The organism is Streptomyces sp. NPDC029466, assembly GCF_055574515.1.
Genome location: NZ_JBVHZH010000028.1, coordinates 98997 through 115483, shown reverse-complemented (window position 1 = coordinate 115483; position 16487 = coordinate 98997). Strand labels below are relative to the sequence as shown.

Below are 16487 nucleotides of genomic sequence, written 5' to 3'. Positions count from 1 at the left end.
GAGGGGGGGCGGACGGTGGGGGATCCGGCGGGGGCCGTGCCGGCCCTGTTCGGAGAGGTGGCTCTGGTTCAAAAACCCGGCCGCGCGCACCGCGGGGCCCGCCCCCCCCCCCCCCCCCCCCGCACCCGTCACCGGATCATTCGGTACGGCGCCGGATCTTGTTCCCGAGCCACACCAGCGGGTCGTACTTACGGTCCGCGGCGCGCTCCTTCAGCGGGATCAGCGCATTGTCGGTGATCTTGATGTTCTCGGGGCAGACCTCGGTACAGCACTTGGTGATGTTGCAGTAGCCCAGCCCGTGCTCGTCCTGCGCGGTCGCCTTGCGGTCGATCCCCGACGCCGGCGCCGCGTCCAGCGGGTGCATATCGAGCTCGGCGATCCGCATCAGGAAGCGCGGACCGGCGAACGCCGCCTTGTTCTCCTCGTGGTCACGCACCACATGGCAGGTGTCCTGGCACAGGAAGCACTCGATGCACTTACGGAACTCCTGCGAGCGGCCGACGTCCTCCTGCTGCATCCGGTACTCACCGGGCGCCAGCTCCGCGGGCGGCACGAACGACGGGATCTCACGGGCCTTGGCGTAGTTGAAGGACACATCGGTGACCAGGTCACGGACGACCGGGAAGGCCCGCAGCGGGGTGATCGTGAGGGTCTCCGTACGCTCGAAGACCGACATCCGGGTCATACACATCAGCCGCGGCCGCCCGTTGATCTCCGCGCTGCACGAACCGCACTTGCCCGCCTTGCAGTTCCAGCGCACCGCGAGATCGGGCGCCTGGGTCGCCTGGAGCCGGTGCACGATGTCCAGCACCACCTCGCCCTCGTGCACCTCGACGGTGAAATCCACCAGCTCCCCGGCGTCCGCGTCGCCCCGCCAGACCCGGAAGTGCGCCTGGTAGGTCCCGGACTGCTGCTCTGTCTGCGCCTGGCTCACCGGCTCAGCTCCTCGTCGGTCAGATACTTCGCCAGCTCGTCCTTCTCGAACAGTTCCAGCAGATCGCGGCGGATCGGCGGATTCTCCCGGCGGGACAGCCGGATCTGGCCCAGCGCCGGGTCAGCGGCCCGGGAATCGCCCTGCGGATCGGCGAGTTCGCAGACCAGGTTGATCTGGCGCCAGTGCCGGTCCATCGCCGGATGGTCGTCGCGGGTGTGCCCGCCGCGGCTCTCCTCGCGCTCCAGCGCCGCCCGCGCCACACACTCGCTGACCAGCAGCATGTTCCGCAGATCGAGCGAGAGATGCCAGCCCGGGTTGTACTGCCGGTGCCCCTCGACGCCGGCCCGCCGGGCCCGTACCCGCAGATCGGCCAGCCGCTTGAGCGCCTCGAACATCTCGCTCTCCTTGCGGATGATGCCGACCAGGTCGTTCATCGCCTGCTGGAGCTCCTGGTGCAGGGTGTACGGGTTCTCCGCCGGGACCCGGCCGGCGGCCACGCCATCGCCGGTGTCCTCGGCGCTGAACGGGCGCAGCGCCTCCGCCTCCGCCGTGTCGATCTGGAGCGGATCGGGCACCGGCCGGTCGGCCAGCGACGCCGCGTACTCGGCCGCGTGCAGCCCGGCCCGGCGGCCGAAGACCAGCAAATCGGACAGCGAATTGCCGCCCAGCCGGTTGGAGCCGTGCATCCCGCCGGCCACCTCACCGGCCGCGAACAGCCCCGGCACCCCGGTCGCCGCCGCGGTGTCCGGATCGACGTCCACACCGCCCATCACGTAGTGACAGGTCGGGCCGACCTCCATCGGTTCGGCGGTGATGTCCACATCCGCCAGTTCCTTGAACTGGTGGTGCATCGAGGGCAGCCGGCGTGTGATCACCTCGGCCGGCATCCGGGTGGAGACATCCAGATAGACGCCGCCGTGCGGGGAGCCGCGGCCCGCCTTGACCTCGGCGTTGATGGCCCGCGCCACCTCGTCGCGGGGCAGCAGCTCGGGCGGGCGGCGGTTGTGCTCCGGGTCCTCGTACCAGCGGTCGCCCTCGTCCTCGGTCTCCGCGTACTTCTCCTTGAAGACGTCCGGGATGTAGTCGAACATGAAGCGTTTGCCGTCGCTGTTGCGCAGCACCCCGCCGTCGCCGCGGACGGATTCGGTGACCAGGATGCCCTTCACCGACGGCGGCCAGACCATGCCGGTGGGGTGGAACTGCACGAACTCCATATTGATCAGCGGCGCCCCGGCCAGCAGCGCCAGCGCATGGCCGTCGCCGGTGTACTCCCAGGAGTTCGAGGTCACCTTGAAGGACTTGCCGATACCGCCGGTGGCCAGCACCACAGCGGGTGCCTCCAGCACGAAGAAGCGGCCGGACTCCCGCTCGTAGCAGAACGCGCCGGACACCCGGCCGTCCGTCTTGAGGACGCGGGTGACCGTGCACTCCTGGAAGACCTTCAACCGGGCGTCGTACGCGCCGAATTCCTTCTCGTCCTCCTGCTGGAGCGAGACGATCTTCTGCTGGAGGGTACGGATCAGCTCCAGGCCCGTACGGTCGCCGACATGCGCGAGGCGCGGGTACTCGTGGCCGCCGAAGTTGCGCTGGGAGATCCGGCCGTCGGCGGTCCGGTCGAAGAGCGCGCCCCAGGTCTCCAGCTCCCACACCCGGTCGGGCGCCTCCCGGGCGTGCAGCTCGGCCATCCGCCACTGGTTGAGGAACTTGCCGCCGCGCATGGTGTCCCGGAAGTGGACCTGCCAGTTGTCATGCTCGTTGGCGTTGCCCATGCTGGCCGCGATCCCGCCCTCGGCCATCACCGTATGGGCCTTGCCGAACAGGGACTTGCAGATCACGGCCGTCCGCATACCGGCTTCGCGGGCCTCGATCGCGGCCCGCAGTCCGGCGCCGCCGGCGCCCACCACGACCACGTCCCATGCCTGCCGGTCCACATGCGCCATCAGGGGGCACACCTTTCCTTAGGAGAAGTTGTCGTCAGAAGAAGCGCGGGTCCGCGAACGCCCCGCTGGCCAGCAGGAAGACATAGAAGTCCGCGGCGGCCACGCTGATGAGTGAGGACCAGGCGAGCAGCATGTGCCGCTCGTTGAGCCTGCCGACCCAGCCCCACATCCGGTAGCGCACCGGGTGCTTGGAGAAGTGCCGCAGCCGGCCGCCGATGATGTGCCGGCAGGAGTGGCAGGAGAGGGTGTACGCCCAGATCAGCACGATGTTGACGAGGAAGACGAGGGTGCCCAGGCCCATGTGGCCCCAGGCGTAGTGCTCGTCACGGAAGGTCAGCGCGGTGTCGTAGGTCAGCACACCGGCGACCAGGATCGCGAAGTAGAAGAAGTAGCGGTGGATGTTCTGCAGGATCAGCGGGAAGCGGGTCTCACCGGTGTACTTCTTGTGCGGTTCGGCGACCGCGCAGGCCGGCGGCGAGGCCCAGAAGCCGCGGTAGTAGGCCTTGCGGTAGTAGTAGCAGGTCAGCCGGAAGCCCAGCGGGAAGATCAGGATCAGCAGGGCGGGGGACAGGCCCCACCAGCTGCCGAAGATCTCCCAGTTGGGACCGCCGCGCATGGTGTGGCAGTTCTCCGCCAGACAGGGCGAGTAGAACGGCGAGACATAGGGCGCGGCGTAGTAGTCGGCGTTCGCGAAGGCCCGCCAGGTCGAGTAGACGATGAACGCGAGCAGCCCGGCGGCGGTGCACGCCGGCGCCAGCCACCAGCGGTCGGTGCGCAGATGACGGGCGGGGATGGCGGCGCGCGAGGCGGCGTGCACGCCGGTTGCGCCCGCTTGCGATGAGGGTTCGGTGCCAGTGGCCAACGTCGGTCTCCGTGAAAGGCGCTCCGGCCGGAAGGCTTCCACCGGGGCGGCAACGGGGTAGGGGCTGAGTGGGGCGAAGCCACCCCCTAAGGGGCCTCCACCAGGGGATTTCCCCTAGGGCGCGTGGCCGTTCCTGGAGCCGAGGCCCTCGTCCTGGGCGTCGGTCCACAGCGCGGAGTTGTAGGGGGCGTCGGAGACCGTCACCATCTCGACCTCGGGCGTGCGCCGGTGGGCGGGGGGAGCGGCCGCCACGCTCTGCTTCAGCAGGGTGAGACTCTCGCGCAGATGGTCGGTGTCCGTACGGACCCGGCGGATGTCCAGGCCGGCACCGAGCTGCGTCTCCAGTTTTCCCACCGACCGGATCAGGTCGTCCAAGCTGCGCTCAACCGCCGTCATTGCGTCCTGTAGGGACATATAACGTGCCCTCACTTTTGAAGGTGTGGTGGGCGATCTCATGCGCCCGAGAGTGTCGCGCGTCACAGTAGGCGTTGGGAAGGGGTCCAGCGCGATTACGACTCGAACCGGTGCGTTCCGGCAACTATGCGCCCCGGCGTAGGTCGAACGCCGATACGGGAGCGGGTGCCGGCGGACGGCGGCCCGCACCCCCGCGAACCCCGCCGTGACCCGCCCCACGGGCCCTGTGTTGGGCCGGGCGGGTGGCCTTGGTGCGGTGGCCGCCGTGTCGGACTGCCGGTCCGGGCGCGGTCGCTTTCAGTAGGGGTGCCATAGATGTGATGAGCCGCAAAGTCGGCCGAACGTGGTGCGCCGGTCAGCCCCAGGCGGTGCTCGGCGCGGCGCGGGCGAGCCCGGAGGTAACCGTCATGACCGACCACGATCACCTTGCAGGCCGCCGCGCGGTGTGCCGCAGACGCCGCTGTGCCGCGCTCATCGCGGCGGGGGTGCTGCTCCCGCTGCCGGCCCTGACCGGATGCAGCGAAGACGACCGGGAGGCGTCCGTCGCGGCGTCCCAGGACATCGCCCCGGCGCCCCGCGGCGAGCTGAAGAGCGGCGGCACCCTGCGCTGGGCCGTCGATGCGATGCCCGGCACCCTCAACGCCTTCCAGTCCGACGCCGACGCGACCACCGCGCGGATCGCCGGTGCGGTGCTGCCCAGCATGTTCACCATCGACGCCAGCGGCAGACCGCAGCGCAACGCCGACTTCCTCGACGCCGCGGACGTCAGCAGCCGGGACCCCAAGCAGGTCGTCACCTACAAGATCAACCCCAAGGCGCGCTGGAGCGACGGTACGGCGATCACCGCCGCGGACTTCGTCGCCCAGTGGACCGCGCTGCGCGGCAAGAGCAACGCCTACTGGACCGCCCGTAACGCCGGCTACGACCGGATCGGCAAGGTCGCACAGGGCGCGAACGCCCATGAGGTCAAGGTCACCTTCGCCCGCCGCTACGCCGACTGGCGGTCCCTGTTCACGCCGCTCTACCCCAAGAGCGTGATGGGCAGCGCCAACGCCTTCAACGACGGCGCGCGGGAGCAGCTCCAGGTCGGCGCCGGCCCGTTCCTCGTCCAGAAGCGGGACGTCAAGGAGGGACGGGTCATCCTCGTCCGCAACCCGCGGTGGTGGGGCGAGCCCGCCAAGCTCAAGCGGATCGTGCTGCAGTCCCTGCCCGGCGACAGGCGGGCCGCGGCGCTGGCCGAGGGGAGCGTCGATGTCGCCGCGGTCGACCAGATCGCCGCGAAGCGGGTCGCCTCCGCCCGGCGTCCGGCCGCCTCCGGCGCGCCCGCCGACGGCCACGCGGGCCCGCAGGGCGACGGCGCCCGGGCCGGTGCCCGTACCGGCGCCAAGGCCGCCGCGGCGGAGACCACCGCCCTGCGCGGCTACACCATCCGCAAGGCGCTGGAGCCCGCCTACACCCAGCTCGCCCTCAACGGCAGCAGCGGGCCGCTGGCCGACGACCGGGTGCGCCGGGCGGTGGCCCGGGCCCTGGACCGGCAGGCCCTCGCGGACACCGTCCTCAAGCCGCTCGACCTGCCGTCCAAGCCGCTCGGCAGCCATCTGCTGATGGCCGGGCAGTACGGCTACGCGGACCACAGCGCCGCGCTCGGCGAGCAGGATTCCGGGGCGGCCAAGGCGCTGCTCGCGGACGCCGGCTGGAAGAGCGACGGCGCCGACCACCAGCAGGCCGGCGAGAAGCCGGGCGCACCGGCGCCCGACGGATACCCGGACGAGGACGGCGAGGGGCGGCCGGACGACCGGTACGCCGAGGACGACTACCGGGACGACTCCGCGGAGGACGGGCCGGACGGCTCCGACGACCGCAACCCGGCGCGGGCCGGCCGCGGTCACGCCGGGGCGCCCGGCCGGGGCGACCGGCCCGCCGCCGCCGAGGCCCCGCTGTCCTTCACCGGCGCGGTCGGCTCGGAGGTCCAGCAGTCCGCCCTGCTGCGGCAGAGCGCCTCGTTCTACCAGCAGGCGGCCGCCAGTGAGAAGGCCGACGCGGACGGTGACACCGGGTCCGCGGCATACGCCAAGTACAAGCGGTACAAGAAGCGGGCGGCGGAGGCGCTCGGTGCCGCCGAGCAGGTGGAGACCGGACAGACCGGGCCGCTGCCGGGGTCCGGCGGGCACCCGGGCGCCCGGCACGCCGCCGTCGAGCGTGCCGCCGACGCGGCGGCCGCACCCCAGCCCGCCGACGGCAAGACGTCCCGGATCGCCGCCGTGAAGAAGAACGGCAAGCCGCTCACCCTGCGCTTCGTGCTCCCCGACGGCGCCGGCTCCGAGCAGCTGCGCACCGTCGGACGGCGGATCGCCTCGATGCTCGGCAAGATCGGCGTCCAGACCTCCCTCCAGCGGGTCTCCGACGCCAGCTACTTCCAGGACCACATCGCTTCCGGGGACTACGACCTGGCGCTGTACTCCTGGCCCGGCACCGCCTACCCGGCGACCGACGCCCGCCCGATCTACGCCAAGCCGCAGCCCGCGCCCGACGGCTCGCTGACCGTCGAGCAGAACTACACCCGGGTCGGCACCGACCACATCGACCAGCTCTTCGACCAGGCCGCCTCCGAGCTGGACGAGGGCGCCTCGCACACGCTGGTGGCGCAGGCCGACGCCCGGATCTGGGCGGCCGCCGGTTCGATTCCGCTCTACCAGCGGCCCGAGCTGGTCGCGACGAAGAAGTCGCTCGCCAACGTCGGCGCCTTCGGCTTCGCCACGCCCCGCTTCCAGGACATCGGCTACCGGAAGTAGGGGTGGCCTCCGGGCGAATAAATGGTAAGAATCCGCAGGTCATAGCGCATATGTACGGGCCGCGGCGGCCTTTGCCGCCGCGGCCCCGTACGATGGGGTGAGGCCGTGGCTTCGTTATGCCCGGCGGGCGCGCGTACCGAATGGACGCGTCGCCACCCACGATTCCGGGAGAAGCGCCGCCAGTATGCCCACCCGCCACGACATTCGTAACGTTGCCATCGTCGCCCACGTCGACCACGGGAAGACGACCCTCGTCGACGCCATGCTCAAGCAGGCCGGTTCGTTCGCCGAACACGCCGCCGAGAAGCTCGACGACCGGATGATGGACTCCAACGACCTGGAGCGTGAGAAGGGCATCACGATCCTCGCCAAGAACACGGCGGTGAAGTATCACCCCAAGGACGGCGGGGACCCGATCACGATCAACATCATCGACACCCCCGGCCACGCCGACTTCGGTGGCGAGGTCGAGCGCGGTCTGTCGATGGTCGACGCGGTCGTCCTGCTGGTCGACGCCTCCGAGGGTCCGCTGCCGCAGACCCGCTTCGTGCTCCGCAAGGCCCTCGCGGCCCGTATGCCGGTCATCCTGTGCATCAACAAGACCGACCGCCCCGACTCCCGGATCGACGAGGTCGTCAACGAGACCTACGACCTGTTCCTGGACCTGGACGCGGACGAGGACCAGATCGAGTTCCCGATCGTCTACGCCTGCGCCCGTGACGGCGTGGCCTCGCTGACCAAGCCGGAGGACGGCACCGTCCCGGCCGACAGCACCAACCTGGAGCCGTTCTTCACCACGCTCCTGGACTCCGTCCCGGCCCCGCAGTACGACGCGGACGCCCCGCTCCAGGCGCACGTCACCAACCTGGACGCGGACAACTTCCTCGGCCGTATCGCGCTGCTCCGCGTCGAGCAGGGTGAGCTGGCCAAGGGCCAGAGCGTCGCGTGGATCAAGCGGGACGGCTCCATCTCCAACGTCCGCATCACCGAGCTGATGATGACCGAGGCGCTCACCCGCAAGCCCGCCGAGAAGGCCGGCCCGGGCGACATCTGCGCGGTCGCCGGTATCCCCGACATCATGATCGGCGAGACGCTGGCGGACCCGGAGAACCCGGTCGCGCTGCCGCTGATCACGGTCGACGAGCCGGCGATCTCCATGACCATCGGTACCAACACCTCGCCGCTGGTCGGCCGGGGCGGCACCGGCAAGGGCGCGGACGCCAAGGCCGCCGTCAAGGACCGCAAGGTCACCGCCCGCCAGGTCAAGGACCGCCTGGAGCGCGAGCTGATCGGTAACGTCTCGCTGCGCGTCCTGGAGACCGAGCGTCCCGACGCCTGGGAGGTGCAGGGCCGCGGTGAGCTGGCGCTGGCCATCCTGGTGGAGCAGATGCGCCGTGAGGGCTTCGAGATGACCATCGGCAAGCCGCAGGTGGTCACCAAGGAGGTCGACGGCAAGACCTACGAGCCCGTCGAGCGCATGACCATCGACGTGCCCGAGGAGCACATGGGCGCCGTCACCCAGCTGATGGGTGTCCGCAAGGGCCGGATGGACAACATGTCCAACCACGGCTCCGGCTGGGTCCGCATGGAGTTCGTCGTCCCGTCCCGCGGCCTGATCGGCTTCCGTACCGAGTTCCTGACCAACACCCGCGGCACCGGTATCGCGCACTCGATCCACGAGGGCCACGAGCCGTGGTTCGGCACGCTCACCACCCGTAACAACGGCTCCCTGGTCGCCGACCGCTCCGGCGCCGTCACCGCCTTCGCGATGACGAACCTCCAGGAGCGCGGTGTGCTGTTCACCGAGCCCGGCACCGAGGTGTACGAGGGCATGATCGTCGGCGAGAACTCCCGCGCCGACGACATGGACGTGAACATCACCAAGGAGAAGAAGCTCACCAACATGCGCTCCTCCTCGGCCGACTCGTTCGAGGCGATCGTGCCGCCGCGCAAGCTGTCGCTGGAGCAGTCCCTGGAGTTCTGCCGCGACGACGAGTGCGTCGAGGTGACCCCGGAGGCCGTGCGCATCCGCAAGGTCGTCCTGGACCAGAAGGAGCGCGGCCGCACGGCTTCCCGCGCGAAGCGCTAAAGGACCGCGCCAAGCGGTAACGGCTGCCGCCGGTTCCCGGCCCGAAAGCCCGAAACGATGGGGCGCCCCTCTGCGCGAGGGGCGCCCCTTCGTCGTCGGTGGCCGGCTGGTCCGTGCCTCACATGGAGGGACCTCGGGGGCGCCCCCGAGGCGCCCCCGATCGGGCATCCGAGGGGTTTCTCCGGGTTCCGGAGCAGTGGCGCACGCCGCCGAAGTGCGGTACGTCCCGCTTTGCGATCTCATGTGGCCCTAGGCATGATCCCGGAGCTGAGGAGGCGTCATGCGCAGAGCCACGTGCGCGAAGTGGGGCGCATCCGCCGTCGCCGTCGCCCTCGTGGCCACGGCGTGCGGGGGCGGGAGCGGTGCGAGCCGTTCCGGCGTGGTCAGCGCCTCCTGGGGGGATCCGCAGAATCCGCTGGAGCCGGCGAACACCAATGAGGTCCAGGGCGGCAAGGTCCTGGAAATGCTGTTCCGGGGGCTCAAGCGCTACAACCCGAAGACCGGCGCCGCGGAGAATGTGATCGCGGACCGGATCGAGACGAAGGATTCGCAGAATTTCACGGTGACGCTGAAGGACGGCTGGACCTTCAGTAATGGGGAAAAGGTCACCGCCAAGTCCTTCGTGGACGCCTGGAATTATGGCGCGCTGCTGAGCAACAAGCAGAAGAACGCACCGTTCTTCCAGTACATCGACGGCTTCGCCCAGGTCCATCCGGACAAGGGAACCCCGCAGGCAAAGACCCTGTCGGGGCTGGTGGTCAAGGACGACCGGACCTTCACCGTCAAGCTCAACCAGAAGTTCTCCAGCTGGCCGGACACCCTGGGCTACGCGGCCTTCATGCCATTGCCGCAGGCGTTCTTCCGGGACCATGAAGCCTGGATCGGGAAGCCGGTCGGAAACGGGCCGTACACCGTGGACTCCTACGAAAAGGGGTCGGTGCTGCGGATGCGGAAGTGGGACAAGTACCCGGGGGACGATCCGGCGCGGAACGGCGGAATCGATCTGCGGGTCTATACGGACAACAACACGGCCTATACCGATCTCCAGGCGGGAAACCTCGATCTCGTCGACGATGTGCCCGCCGCACAGCTGAAGAACGTGCGGGCGGATCTGGGCGGGCGTTATATCAATCAGCCGGCCGGGATCATCCAGACCCTCGCCTTTCCCATGTACGACAAACGGTGGGCGCGGCCGGGCGCGGAGAAGGTGCGCCGTGGCCTGTCGATGGCGATGGACCGGGACCAGATCACCCGGGAGATCTTCCAGAAGACCCGGACGCCCGCCACGGACTGGACCTCACCGGTGCTCGGGCCGGCGGGCGGGTACAAGACCGGGCTGTGCGGCGAAGCCTGTGAATTCAACGCGGCCAGGGCGAAACAGCTGATCAAGGAGGGCGGCGGCCTCCCCGGCGGCAAAATCACCCTCGCGTACAACGCCGATACGGGCTCCCACAAGGACTGGATCGACGCCCTCTGCAACAGCATCAACAAGTCGCTGGGAGAGGACCAGTCATGTGTCGGGGCCCCCGTCGGCACGTTCGCCGACTTCCGCAACAAGCTCACCGCCAGACGGATGAGCGGTCCCTTCCGGGCCGGCTGGCAGATGGACTATCCACTGATCCAGAACTTCCTCCAGCCGCTGTACTACACCAACGCCTCCGCCAACGACGGCAAGTTCAGCAATGCCACCTTCGACAAGCTGGTGAACCAGGCGAACGCGGAAACGGACCAGAAGAAGGCCGTCGCGACCTTCCAGGACGCGGAGAAGATCCTCGCCGACCAGATGCCGGCCATTCCGCTCTGGTACCAGAACGGCAGCGGCGGCTATTCGGACCGGATCAGCAATGTCGCACTGAATCCGTTCAGCGTGCCGGTCTACAACGAGATCAAGGTCAACTGACCGTGCCCACGGGCCGCGGGGCGAGGGAGGCCGGTGCTTCATGGGCCGCTATGTGATCCGCCGGCTGCTCCAGATGATCCCGGTGTTCATCGGCAGCACCTTTCTCATCTTCTTCATGGTGTACGCCCTGGGCGACCCCGTGGCCGCGATGTTCGGCGACCGGGCCCCCGACCCCGCCACCGCCGCCCGAATCCGCCGCGACCTGTACCTCGATGAACCGTTGTGGAAGCAGTATCTGCACTACATGGGGCAGATCTTCCAGGGCAATTTCGGCACCGCCTTCAACGGCCAGTCGGTCACCGAACTGATGGGCTCCGCCTTTCCCGTGACGCTGCGGCTGGCCCTGGTCGCCGTCGTCATCGAGATGCTGGTGGGCATCGTGCTGGGGGTGTTCAGCGGGCTGCGGCGCGGCCGGGACATCGACACCACGGTGCTGGTCCTCACCCTCGTCGTGGTGTCCATCCCGACCTTCGTCAGCGGCTATCTGCTCCAGTTCCTGTTCGGGGTGCAGTGGGCCTGGGCCGCGCCGTCCGTCGCCCCCGAGGCGCCGCTGAACGAACTCCTGCTGCCGGGGCTGGTGCTGGCGCTGGTCTCGCTCGCCTACGTCACCCGGCTGACCCGGACCTCGATCGCGGAGAACGCCCGCGCCGACTACGTCCGCACCGCCCTCGCCAAGGGCCTGCCCCGGCATCGCGTCATCACCCGCCATCTGCTGCGCAATTCGCTGATCCCGGTCGTCACCTTCATCGGCACGGACATCGGCGCCCTGATGGGCGGCGCGATCGTCACCGAGCGCATCTTCAACATCCACGGCGTCGGATACCAGCTCTACCAGGGCATCCTGCGGCAGAACTCGCCGACCGTCGTGGGCTTCGTGACGATCCTGGTGCTGGTCTTCCTGCTCGCGAACCTCCTCGTCGACCTGCTGTACGCCGTCCTCGACCCGAGGATCCGCTATGCCTGAGTCCTACGTCCCCAAGGAAGCCATCGGCCACGGCGACGGCGGGTCCGCCGCACTGGCCATCGGCGAGGCGGAGTCGCTGGAACGGCGGCCCGGTGCGGCCCCGCCCGGCGCCGGGCCACCCGGGGCCCCCGTCGGCAAGCCGCGCAGTCTGTGGAGCGACGCCTGGCACGACCTGTGCCGCAACCCGGTCTTCGTGCTCTCCGCGCTGGTCATCCTCTTCCTGGTGGTCATCGCGATCTGGCCGCAGCTGATCGCCACCGGCAACCCCTACCGCGCCGACCTCGCCAAGGCGCAGCAGGGCTCCCAGCCCGGCCACCCCTTCGGCTTCGACACCCAGGGCCGGGACGTCTACACCCGGGTCGTCTACGGGGCCCGCGCCTCCATCACCGTCGGCGTCTGCGCCACCACCGGTGCGGCGCTGCTCGGCAGCCTGCTGGGCGGACTGGCCGGGTTCTTCGGCGGCTGGGGCGACACCCTGCTCTCCCGGCTCGCCGACATCTTCTTCGGCATCCCGGTGATCCTCGGCGGTCTGGTCTTCCTCTCCATGGTCACCAGCACCACGGTCTGGCCGGTGGTCGGCTTCATCGTGCTGCTCGGCTGGCCGCAGATCTCCCGTATCGCCCGCGGCTCCGTCGTCACCGCCAAACAGAACGACTACGTCCAGGCCGCGCGGGCGCTGGGCGCGGGCAACCGGCGGCTGCTGCTGCGGCACATCGCGCCGAACGCCGTCGCGCCGGTCATCGTCGTCGCCACCATCGCCCTCGGCACCTTCATCGCGCTGGAGGCGACGCTCTCGTACCTCGGCGCGGGCCTGAAGCCGCCCACCGTCTCCTGGGGCATCGATATCTCCACGGCCTCCCCCTACATCCGCAGCGCGCCGCACATGCTGCTGTGGCCCGCGGGCGCGCTGAGCATCACGGTGCTGGCGTTCATCCTGCTCGGCGACGCGGTACGCGACGCCCTCGACCCCAAGTTGCGCTGAGGAGCCGGAAGATGACGAACCAGGACGCGCGGTCCACCGGCGCCGCCACGGCCCTGCTCGACGTGCGGGACCTGCGGGTCGAGTTCCGTACCCGGGACGGCGTGGCCAAGGCCGTCAACGGCGTCAGCTACCGCGTGGCGCCCGGACAGACGCTGGCGGTGCTCGGCGAGTCCGGCTCGGGGAAGTCCGTCACCGCCCAGGCCGTGATGGGCATCCTCGACTCCCCGCCGGGACGCGTCACCGGCGGCGAAGTCATCTTCCAGGGGCGGGATCTGCTCACCCTGCGCAAGGACGAACGGCGCAAGGTCCGCGGCGCGAAGATGGCGATGATCTTCCAGGACGCGCTGTCCGCGCTGAACCCGGTCATCGGCGTCGGCGCCCAGCTCGGGGAGATGTTCCAGGTCCACGAGGGGATGTCCCGTAAGGACGCCCGCGGCAAAGCGGTGGAGCTGATGGAGCGGGTCGGCATCCCGGCGGCCAGGGAGCGGGTGGGCGACTATCCGCACCAGTTCTCCGGCGGGATGCGCCAGCGCATCATGATCGCCATGGCGCTGGCCCTCGGCCCGGACCTGATCATCGCGGACGAGCCGACCACGGCACTGGACGTCACCGTCCAGGCGCAGGTGATGGACCTGCTGGCCGAGCTCCAGCGCGAGCTGACCATGGGGCTGATCCTGATCACCCACGACCTGGGGGTGGTCGCCGACGTCGCCGACACGATCGCGGTGATGTACGCCGGCCGGATCGTGGAGACCGCCCCCGTTCACCAGCTCTACCGGGCGCCCGCCCACCCGTACACCCGCGGACTGCTGGATTCCGTCCCGCGGCTGGACCGCAAGGGGCGGCGGCTCTACGCGATCAAGGGCCTGCCGCCCAGCCTGACGGCCATCCCGCCCGGTTGCCCCTTCCACCCGCGCTGCCCGCTGGCCCAGGACATCTGCCGCACCGATCCGCCGCCGCTGTACGAGGCCGGCCCCGGCCGGGCCAGCGCCTGCCACTTCTGGAAGGAGACCCTCGGTGACTCCACTCACCGCTGAAGCGGCGGGCTTCCTGCGTCGTTGGCTATGTCGCCGCGCAGAGGGCCAGCCCGGCCCTGATCGCTGTGTTGAGCGCACCGACCGTGTCCGCGTGCTCAATGAGACCGCAGGCGGTGCATTTGAAGCCCTCCCCGTCGCGGTTCTGCGCCGACACATGCCCGCACAGCGGACAGGTGCGGGAAGTGTTGCGGGGGTCCACCGCGATCAGTCGACGCCCGGCGCACTCTGCCTTGGCGGTCAAGACCGCGAGGAACACCCCCCAACCCGCGTCCAAGATAGCTCTGTTGAGGCCGGCTTTTGCGGCGGCCCCGTTCGGCTCGAAGGTGCCGTCCTTGCCGGGCCTGCGCTTTGGGCGGCGCGTCATGTTCGAGATGTCGAGGCGTTCGTGGGCGATCACGTCCGCGTCACGTACCACGAAGTTAGCGGTCTTGTGTGCGTGGTCGAGACGCTGACGGCGGATCTTCGCGTGCAGCTTCGCGACCCGCCGTACGGCCTGGCGGTGCTTCTTCGTGCGGTTCTTCGCCTTGCCCTGTTTCGGGAAGTGGCCGAGGTTCCGCTGCGCGGCAACCAGTTCGGCAGCGGCCTTGGTGAGCAGGCGCGGGTTCTCGATGTGTACGCCGTCGGTAGTGGTCAGGAAGTGGGTGGTGCCCATGTCGATGGCGATCTCGCGCCCGGAGGCGGGCAGCAGCTCAGGGGGCACGTCATCACAGGACAGCACCACGAACCACTTGCGGCCTTGACGTTTGACGCTCACCGTCTTGACCCGACCCCTGACTGGCCGGTGCTGGTGGACGCGAACGTGACCGATACCCTGGAGACGGACGCGGGTAGCCCCGCCGCGCGGGGTGGAGTCCCAGCGGCAACCATCGCCGTCCTTCGGAAATTCCACCGTGTCGAACCGCGCCCGGGACCGAAACCGGGGGTACCCCGGAGTATCCCCAGACTTCACGCGGCGGAAGAAGGCCTCGAACGCCTTGTTCAACCGGCGCAGCGTCGCCTGCTGGGAGGAGAACGACCAGCGGGCCTGCTCGGGGACGACGGTCCGGATGCCCTTGAGCTGCGCGGACTGGTCGCTGTACCGGACCGTCGTCTTCGAAGAGTGCCGCCAGGCGTCCCGCCGCTCCTGCAATGCTGCGTTGTAGAGGTCGCAATGATCCGCGAGCATCGCCACCAGCGCGCCCTGCTGGCCCACCGTCGGCCTCAACAAGAACTTGTAGCTACGGCGCACGGTTGCTCTCCTCCCCTCACCTGGCCAACCTACGGGTCACCACTGACAACACTTCAACTCCATGCCGAAAGCCGAGGTCAGAGCCATTGAAAGAAGGCATTCCCCCCTCGCCTGACGATAGGGACCCTCTGCCAGGACCTCCGATGGAGCACGGTGGTGGTTGCCGCGCAGTGGACGACGCGGAGCCCGGCCGACCCCAGCAGTTCGGGGACGGCGCCGCGCGGGCGGCCGGCCCCGGGACCCCGATCCTGGAGATCCGCGACCTGGTCAAACACTTCCCGCTCACCCGGGGGGTGCTCTTCCGGAAGCAGATCGGCGCGGTCAAGGCCGTCGACGGGGTCTCCTTCGACCTCCACCAGGGCGAGACGCTCGGCATCGTCGGTGAATCGGGCTGCGGCAAGTCCACCGTCGCGAGGCTGCTGGTCGGCCTCGAACGTCCGACGTCCGGTCAGATCCGTTACCGGGGCGAGGACCTCAGCACCCTCTCGGCCCGCGCGCTGCGGGCCGTACGCCGCAACATCCAGATGGTGTTCCAGGACCCCTACACCTCCCTGAACCCCCGGATGACCGTCGGCGACATCATCGGCGAGCCCTACGAGATCCACCCCGAGGCGGCCCCTAAGCGGGACCGCCGCAGAAAGGTCCAGGAACTCCTGGAAGTGGTAGGGCTCAACCCCGAGTTCATCAACCGCTACCCGCACCAGTTCTCCGGCGGCCAGCGCCAGCGCATCGGGATCGCCCGCGGCCTGGCGCTGCGCCCGGAGATCATCGTCGCCGATGAGCCGGTCTCCGCGCTGGATGTCTCGGTCCAGGCGCAAGTGGTCAATCTGCTGGAGCAGTTGCAGCGGGAGTTCGCGCTGTCGTACCTCTTCATCGCCCACGATCTGTCCGTCGTACGGCACATCTCCGACCGGGTCGCGGTGATGTACCTGGGGCGGCTGGCCGAGACCGGCACCCAGGAGCAGATCTACGACCACCCCACGCACCCGTACACCCAGGCCCTGCTGTCCGCCGTGCCCGTCCCCGATCCGGACGCCCGCACCCACCGGGACCGCATCCTGCTGGCCGGCGATGTCCCGTCCCCCGCGAACCCGCCCTCCGGCTGCCGCTTCCGCACCCGCTGCTGGAAGGCCCGGCAGCTGTGCGCCGACGTGGTACCGCCGCTGGACGTGCCCGCGGAGTTCCGCGGGACGGCGAGCCCGGCCGGGCACGCCTCGGCCTGTCACTTCGCCGAGGAGCGGCACGTGGTGCCGAGCGAGTAGCCGTACGGGCCGGACGGCTGTGCGCGGCCGGAGGCGCAGACGCCGAAGAGCCCGCCTCCCGTAGGGGAAGCGGGCTCCGGCTC

The 16487-nt window shown here is 69.6% G+C and carries 12 protein-coding genes; 7 read left to right on the top strand and 5 right to left on the bottom strand.

Annotation, left to right across the window (positions count from 1 at the left end; genetic code table 11):
- Positions 1-136: 136 nt before the first annotated feature.
- The 4 genes from ACZ4XD_RS21980 to ACZ4XD_RS21965 form a co-directional block, all read right to left on the bottom strand.
- Positions 137-934, bottom strand: coding sequence for a succinate dehydrogenase/fumarate reductase iron-sulfur subunit (locus ACZ4XD_RS21980; protein WP_468044470.1), 798 nt, complete (start codon positions 932-934; stop codon positions 137-139).
- Complete coding sequence (locus ACZ4XD_RS21975; RefSeq protein WP_468044468.1) at positions 931-2874, bottom strand: fumarate reductase/succinate dehydrogenase flavoprotein subunit; 1944 nt, start codon at positions 2872-2874, stop codon at positions 931-933. The genes ACZ4XD_RS21980 and ACZ4XD_RS21975 overlap by 4 nt, the downstream gene beginning before the upstream one ends.
- Before the next feature lie 34 nt (positions 2875-2908).
- Positions 2909-3736, bottom strand: a complete 828-nt coding sequence (locus ACZ4XD_RS21970; RefSeq protein ID WP_468044466.1) for a hypothetical protein — start codon at positions 3734-3736, stop codon at positions 2909-2911.
- Between the two features lie 114 nt (positions 3737-3850).
- Positions 3851-4150 carry a hypothetical protein gene (locus tag ACZ4XD_RS21965; RefSeq protein ID WP_468044464.1) on the bottom strand — a complete coding sequence of 100 codons (300 nt, stop codon included), beginning with the start codon at positions 4148-4150 and terminating at the stop codon, positions 3851-3853.
- Positions 4151-4557: 407 nt separating this feature from the next.
- Here ACZ4XD_RS21965 and ACZ4XD_RS21960 point away from each other — a divergent pair, with 407 nt between their 5' ends.
- The 6 genes from ACZ4XD_RS21960 (at position 4558) to ACZ4XD_RS21935 (ending at position 13914) form a co-directional block, all read left to right on the top strand.
- Complete coding sequence (locus ACZ4XD_RS21960) at positions 4558-6942, top strand: ABC transporter family substrate-binding protein (protein ID WP_468044462.1); 2385 nt, start codon at positions 4558-4560, stop codon at positions 6940-6942.
- A 184-nt stretch (positions 6943-7126) separates the two neighbouring features.
- Positions 7127-9031 carry a translational GTPase TypA gene (typA, locus tag ACZ4XD_RS21955; RefSeq protein ID WP_468044460.1) on the top strand — a complete coding sequence of 635 codons (1905 nt, stop codon included), beginning with the start codon at positions 7127-7129 and terminating at the stop codon, positions 9029-9031.
- A 280-nt stretch (positions 9032-9311) separates the two neighbouring features.
- The gene (locus ACZ4XD_RS21950) at positions 9312-10931 is read left to right on the top strand and encodes a peptide ABC transporter substrate-binding protein (RefSeq protein ID WP_468044458.1); all 1620 of its coding nucleotides are present in this window, start codon (positions 9312-9314) and stop codon (positions 10929-10931) included.
- Positions 10932-10971: 40 nt separating this feature from the next.
- A complete protein-coding gene (locus ACZ4XD_RS21945) occupies positions 10972-11895 on the top strand; it encodes an ABC transporter permease (protein ID WP_468044456.1) in 924 nt (307 codons plus the stop codon).
- Positions 11888-12877 carry an ABC transporter permease gene (locus tag ACZ4XD_RS21940; protein WP_398828973.1) on the top strand — a complete coding sequence of 330 codons (990 nt, stop codon included), beginning with the start codon at positions 11888-11890 and terminating at the stop codon, positions 12875-12877. Before ACZ4XD_RS21945 ends, ACZ4XD_RS21940 begins: the two co-directional genes overlap by 8 nt.
- 11 nt (positions 12878-12888) lie before the next feature.
- Positions 12889-13914: an ABC transporter ATP-binding protein gene (locus ACZ4XD_RS21935; RefSeq protein ID WP_468044453.1), complete on the top strand. Its 1026-nt coding sequence runs from the start codon at positions 12889-12891 to the stop codon at positions 13912-13914.
- Between the two features lie 25 nt (positions 13915-13939).
- Here ACZ4XD_RS21935 and ACZ4XD_RS21930 read toward each other — a convergent pair whose 3' ends face one another.
- Entirely contained in the window at positions 13940-15142 is a 1203-nt protein-coding gene (locus ACZ4XD_RS21930; protein WP_468044451.1) for an RNA-guided endonuclease InsQ/TnpB family protein, read from the bottom strand.
- A gap of 143 nt (positions 15143-15285) precedes the next feature.
- Here ACZ4XD_RS21930 and ACZ4XD_RS21925 point away from each other — a divergent pair, with 143 nt between their 5' ends.
- Positions 15286-16404: an ABC transporter ATP-binding protein gene (locus tag ACZ4XD_RS21925; RefSeq protein WP_468044449.1), complete on the top strand. Its 1119-nt coding sequence runs from the start codon at positions 15286-15288 to the stop codon at positions 16402-16404.
- Positions 16405-16487: the final 83 nt, after the last annotated feature.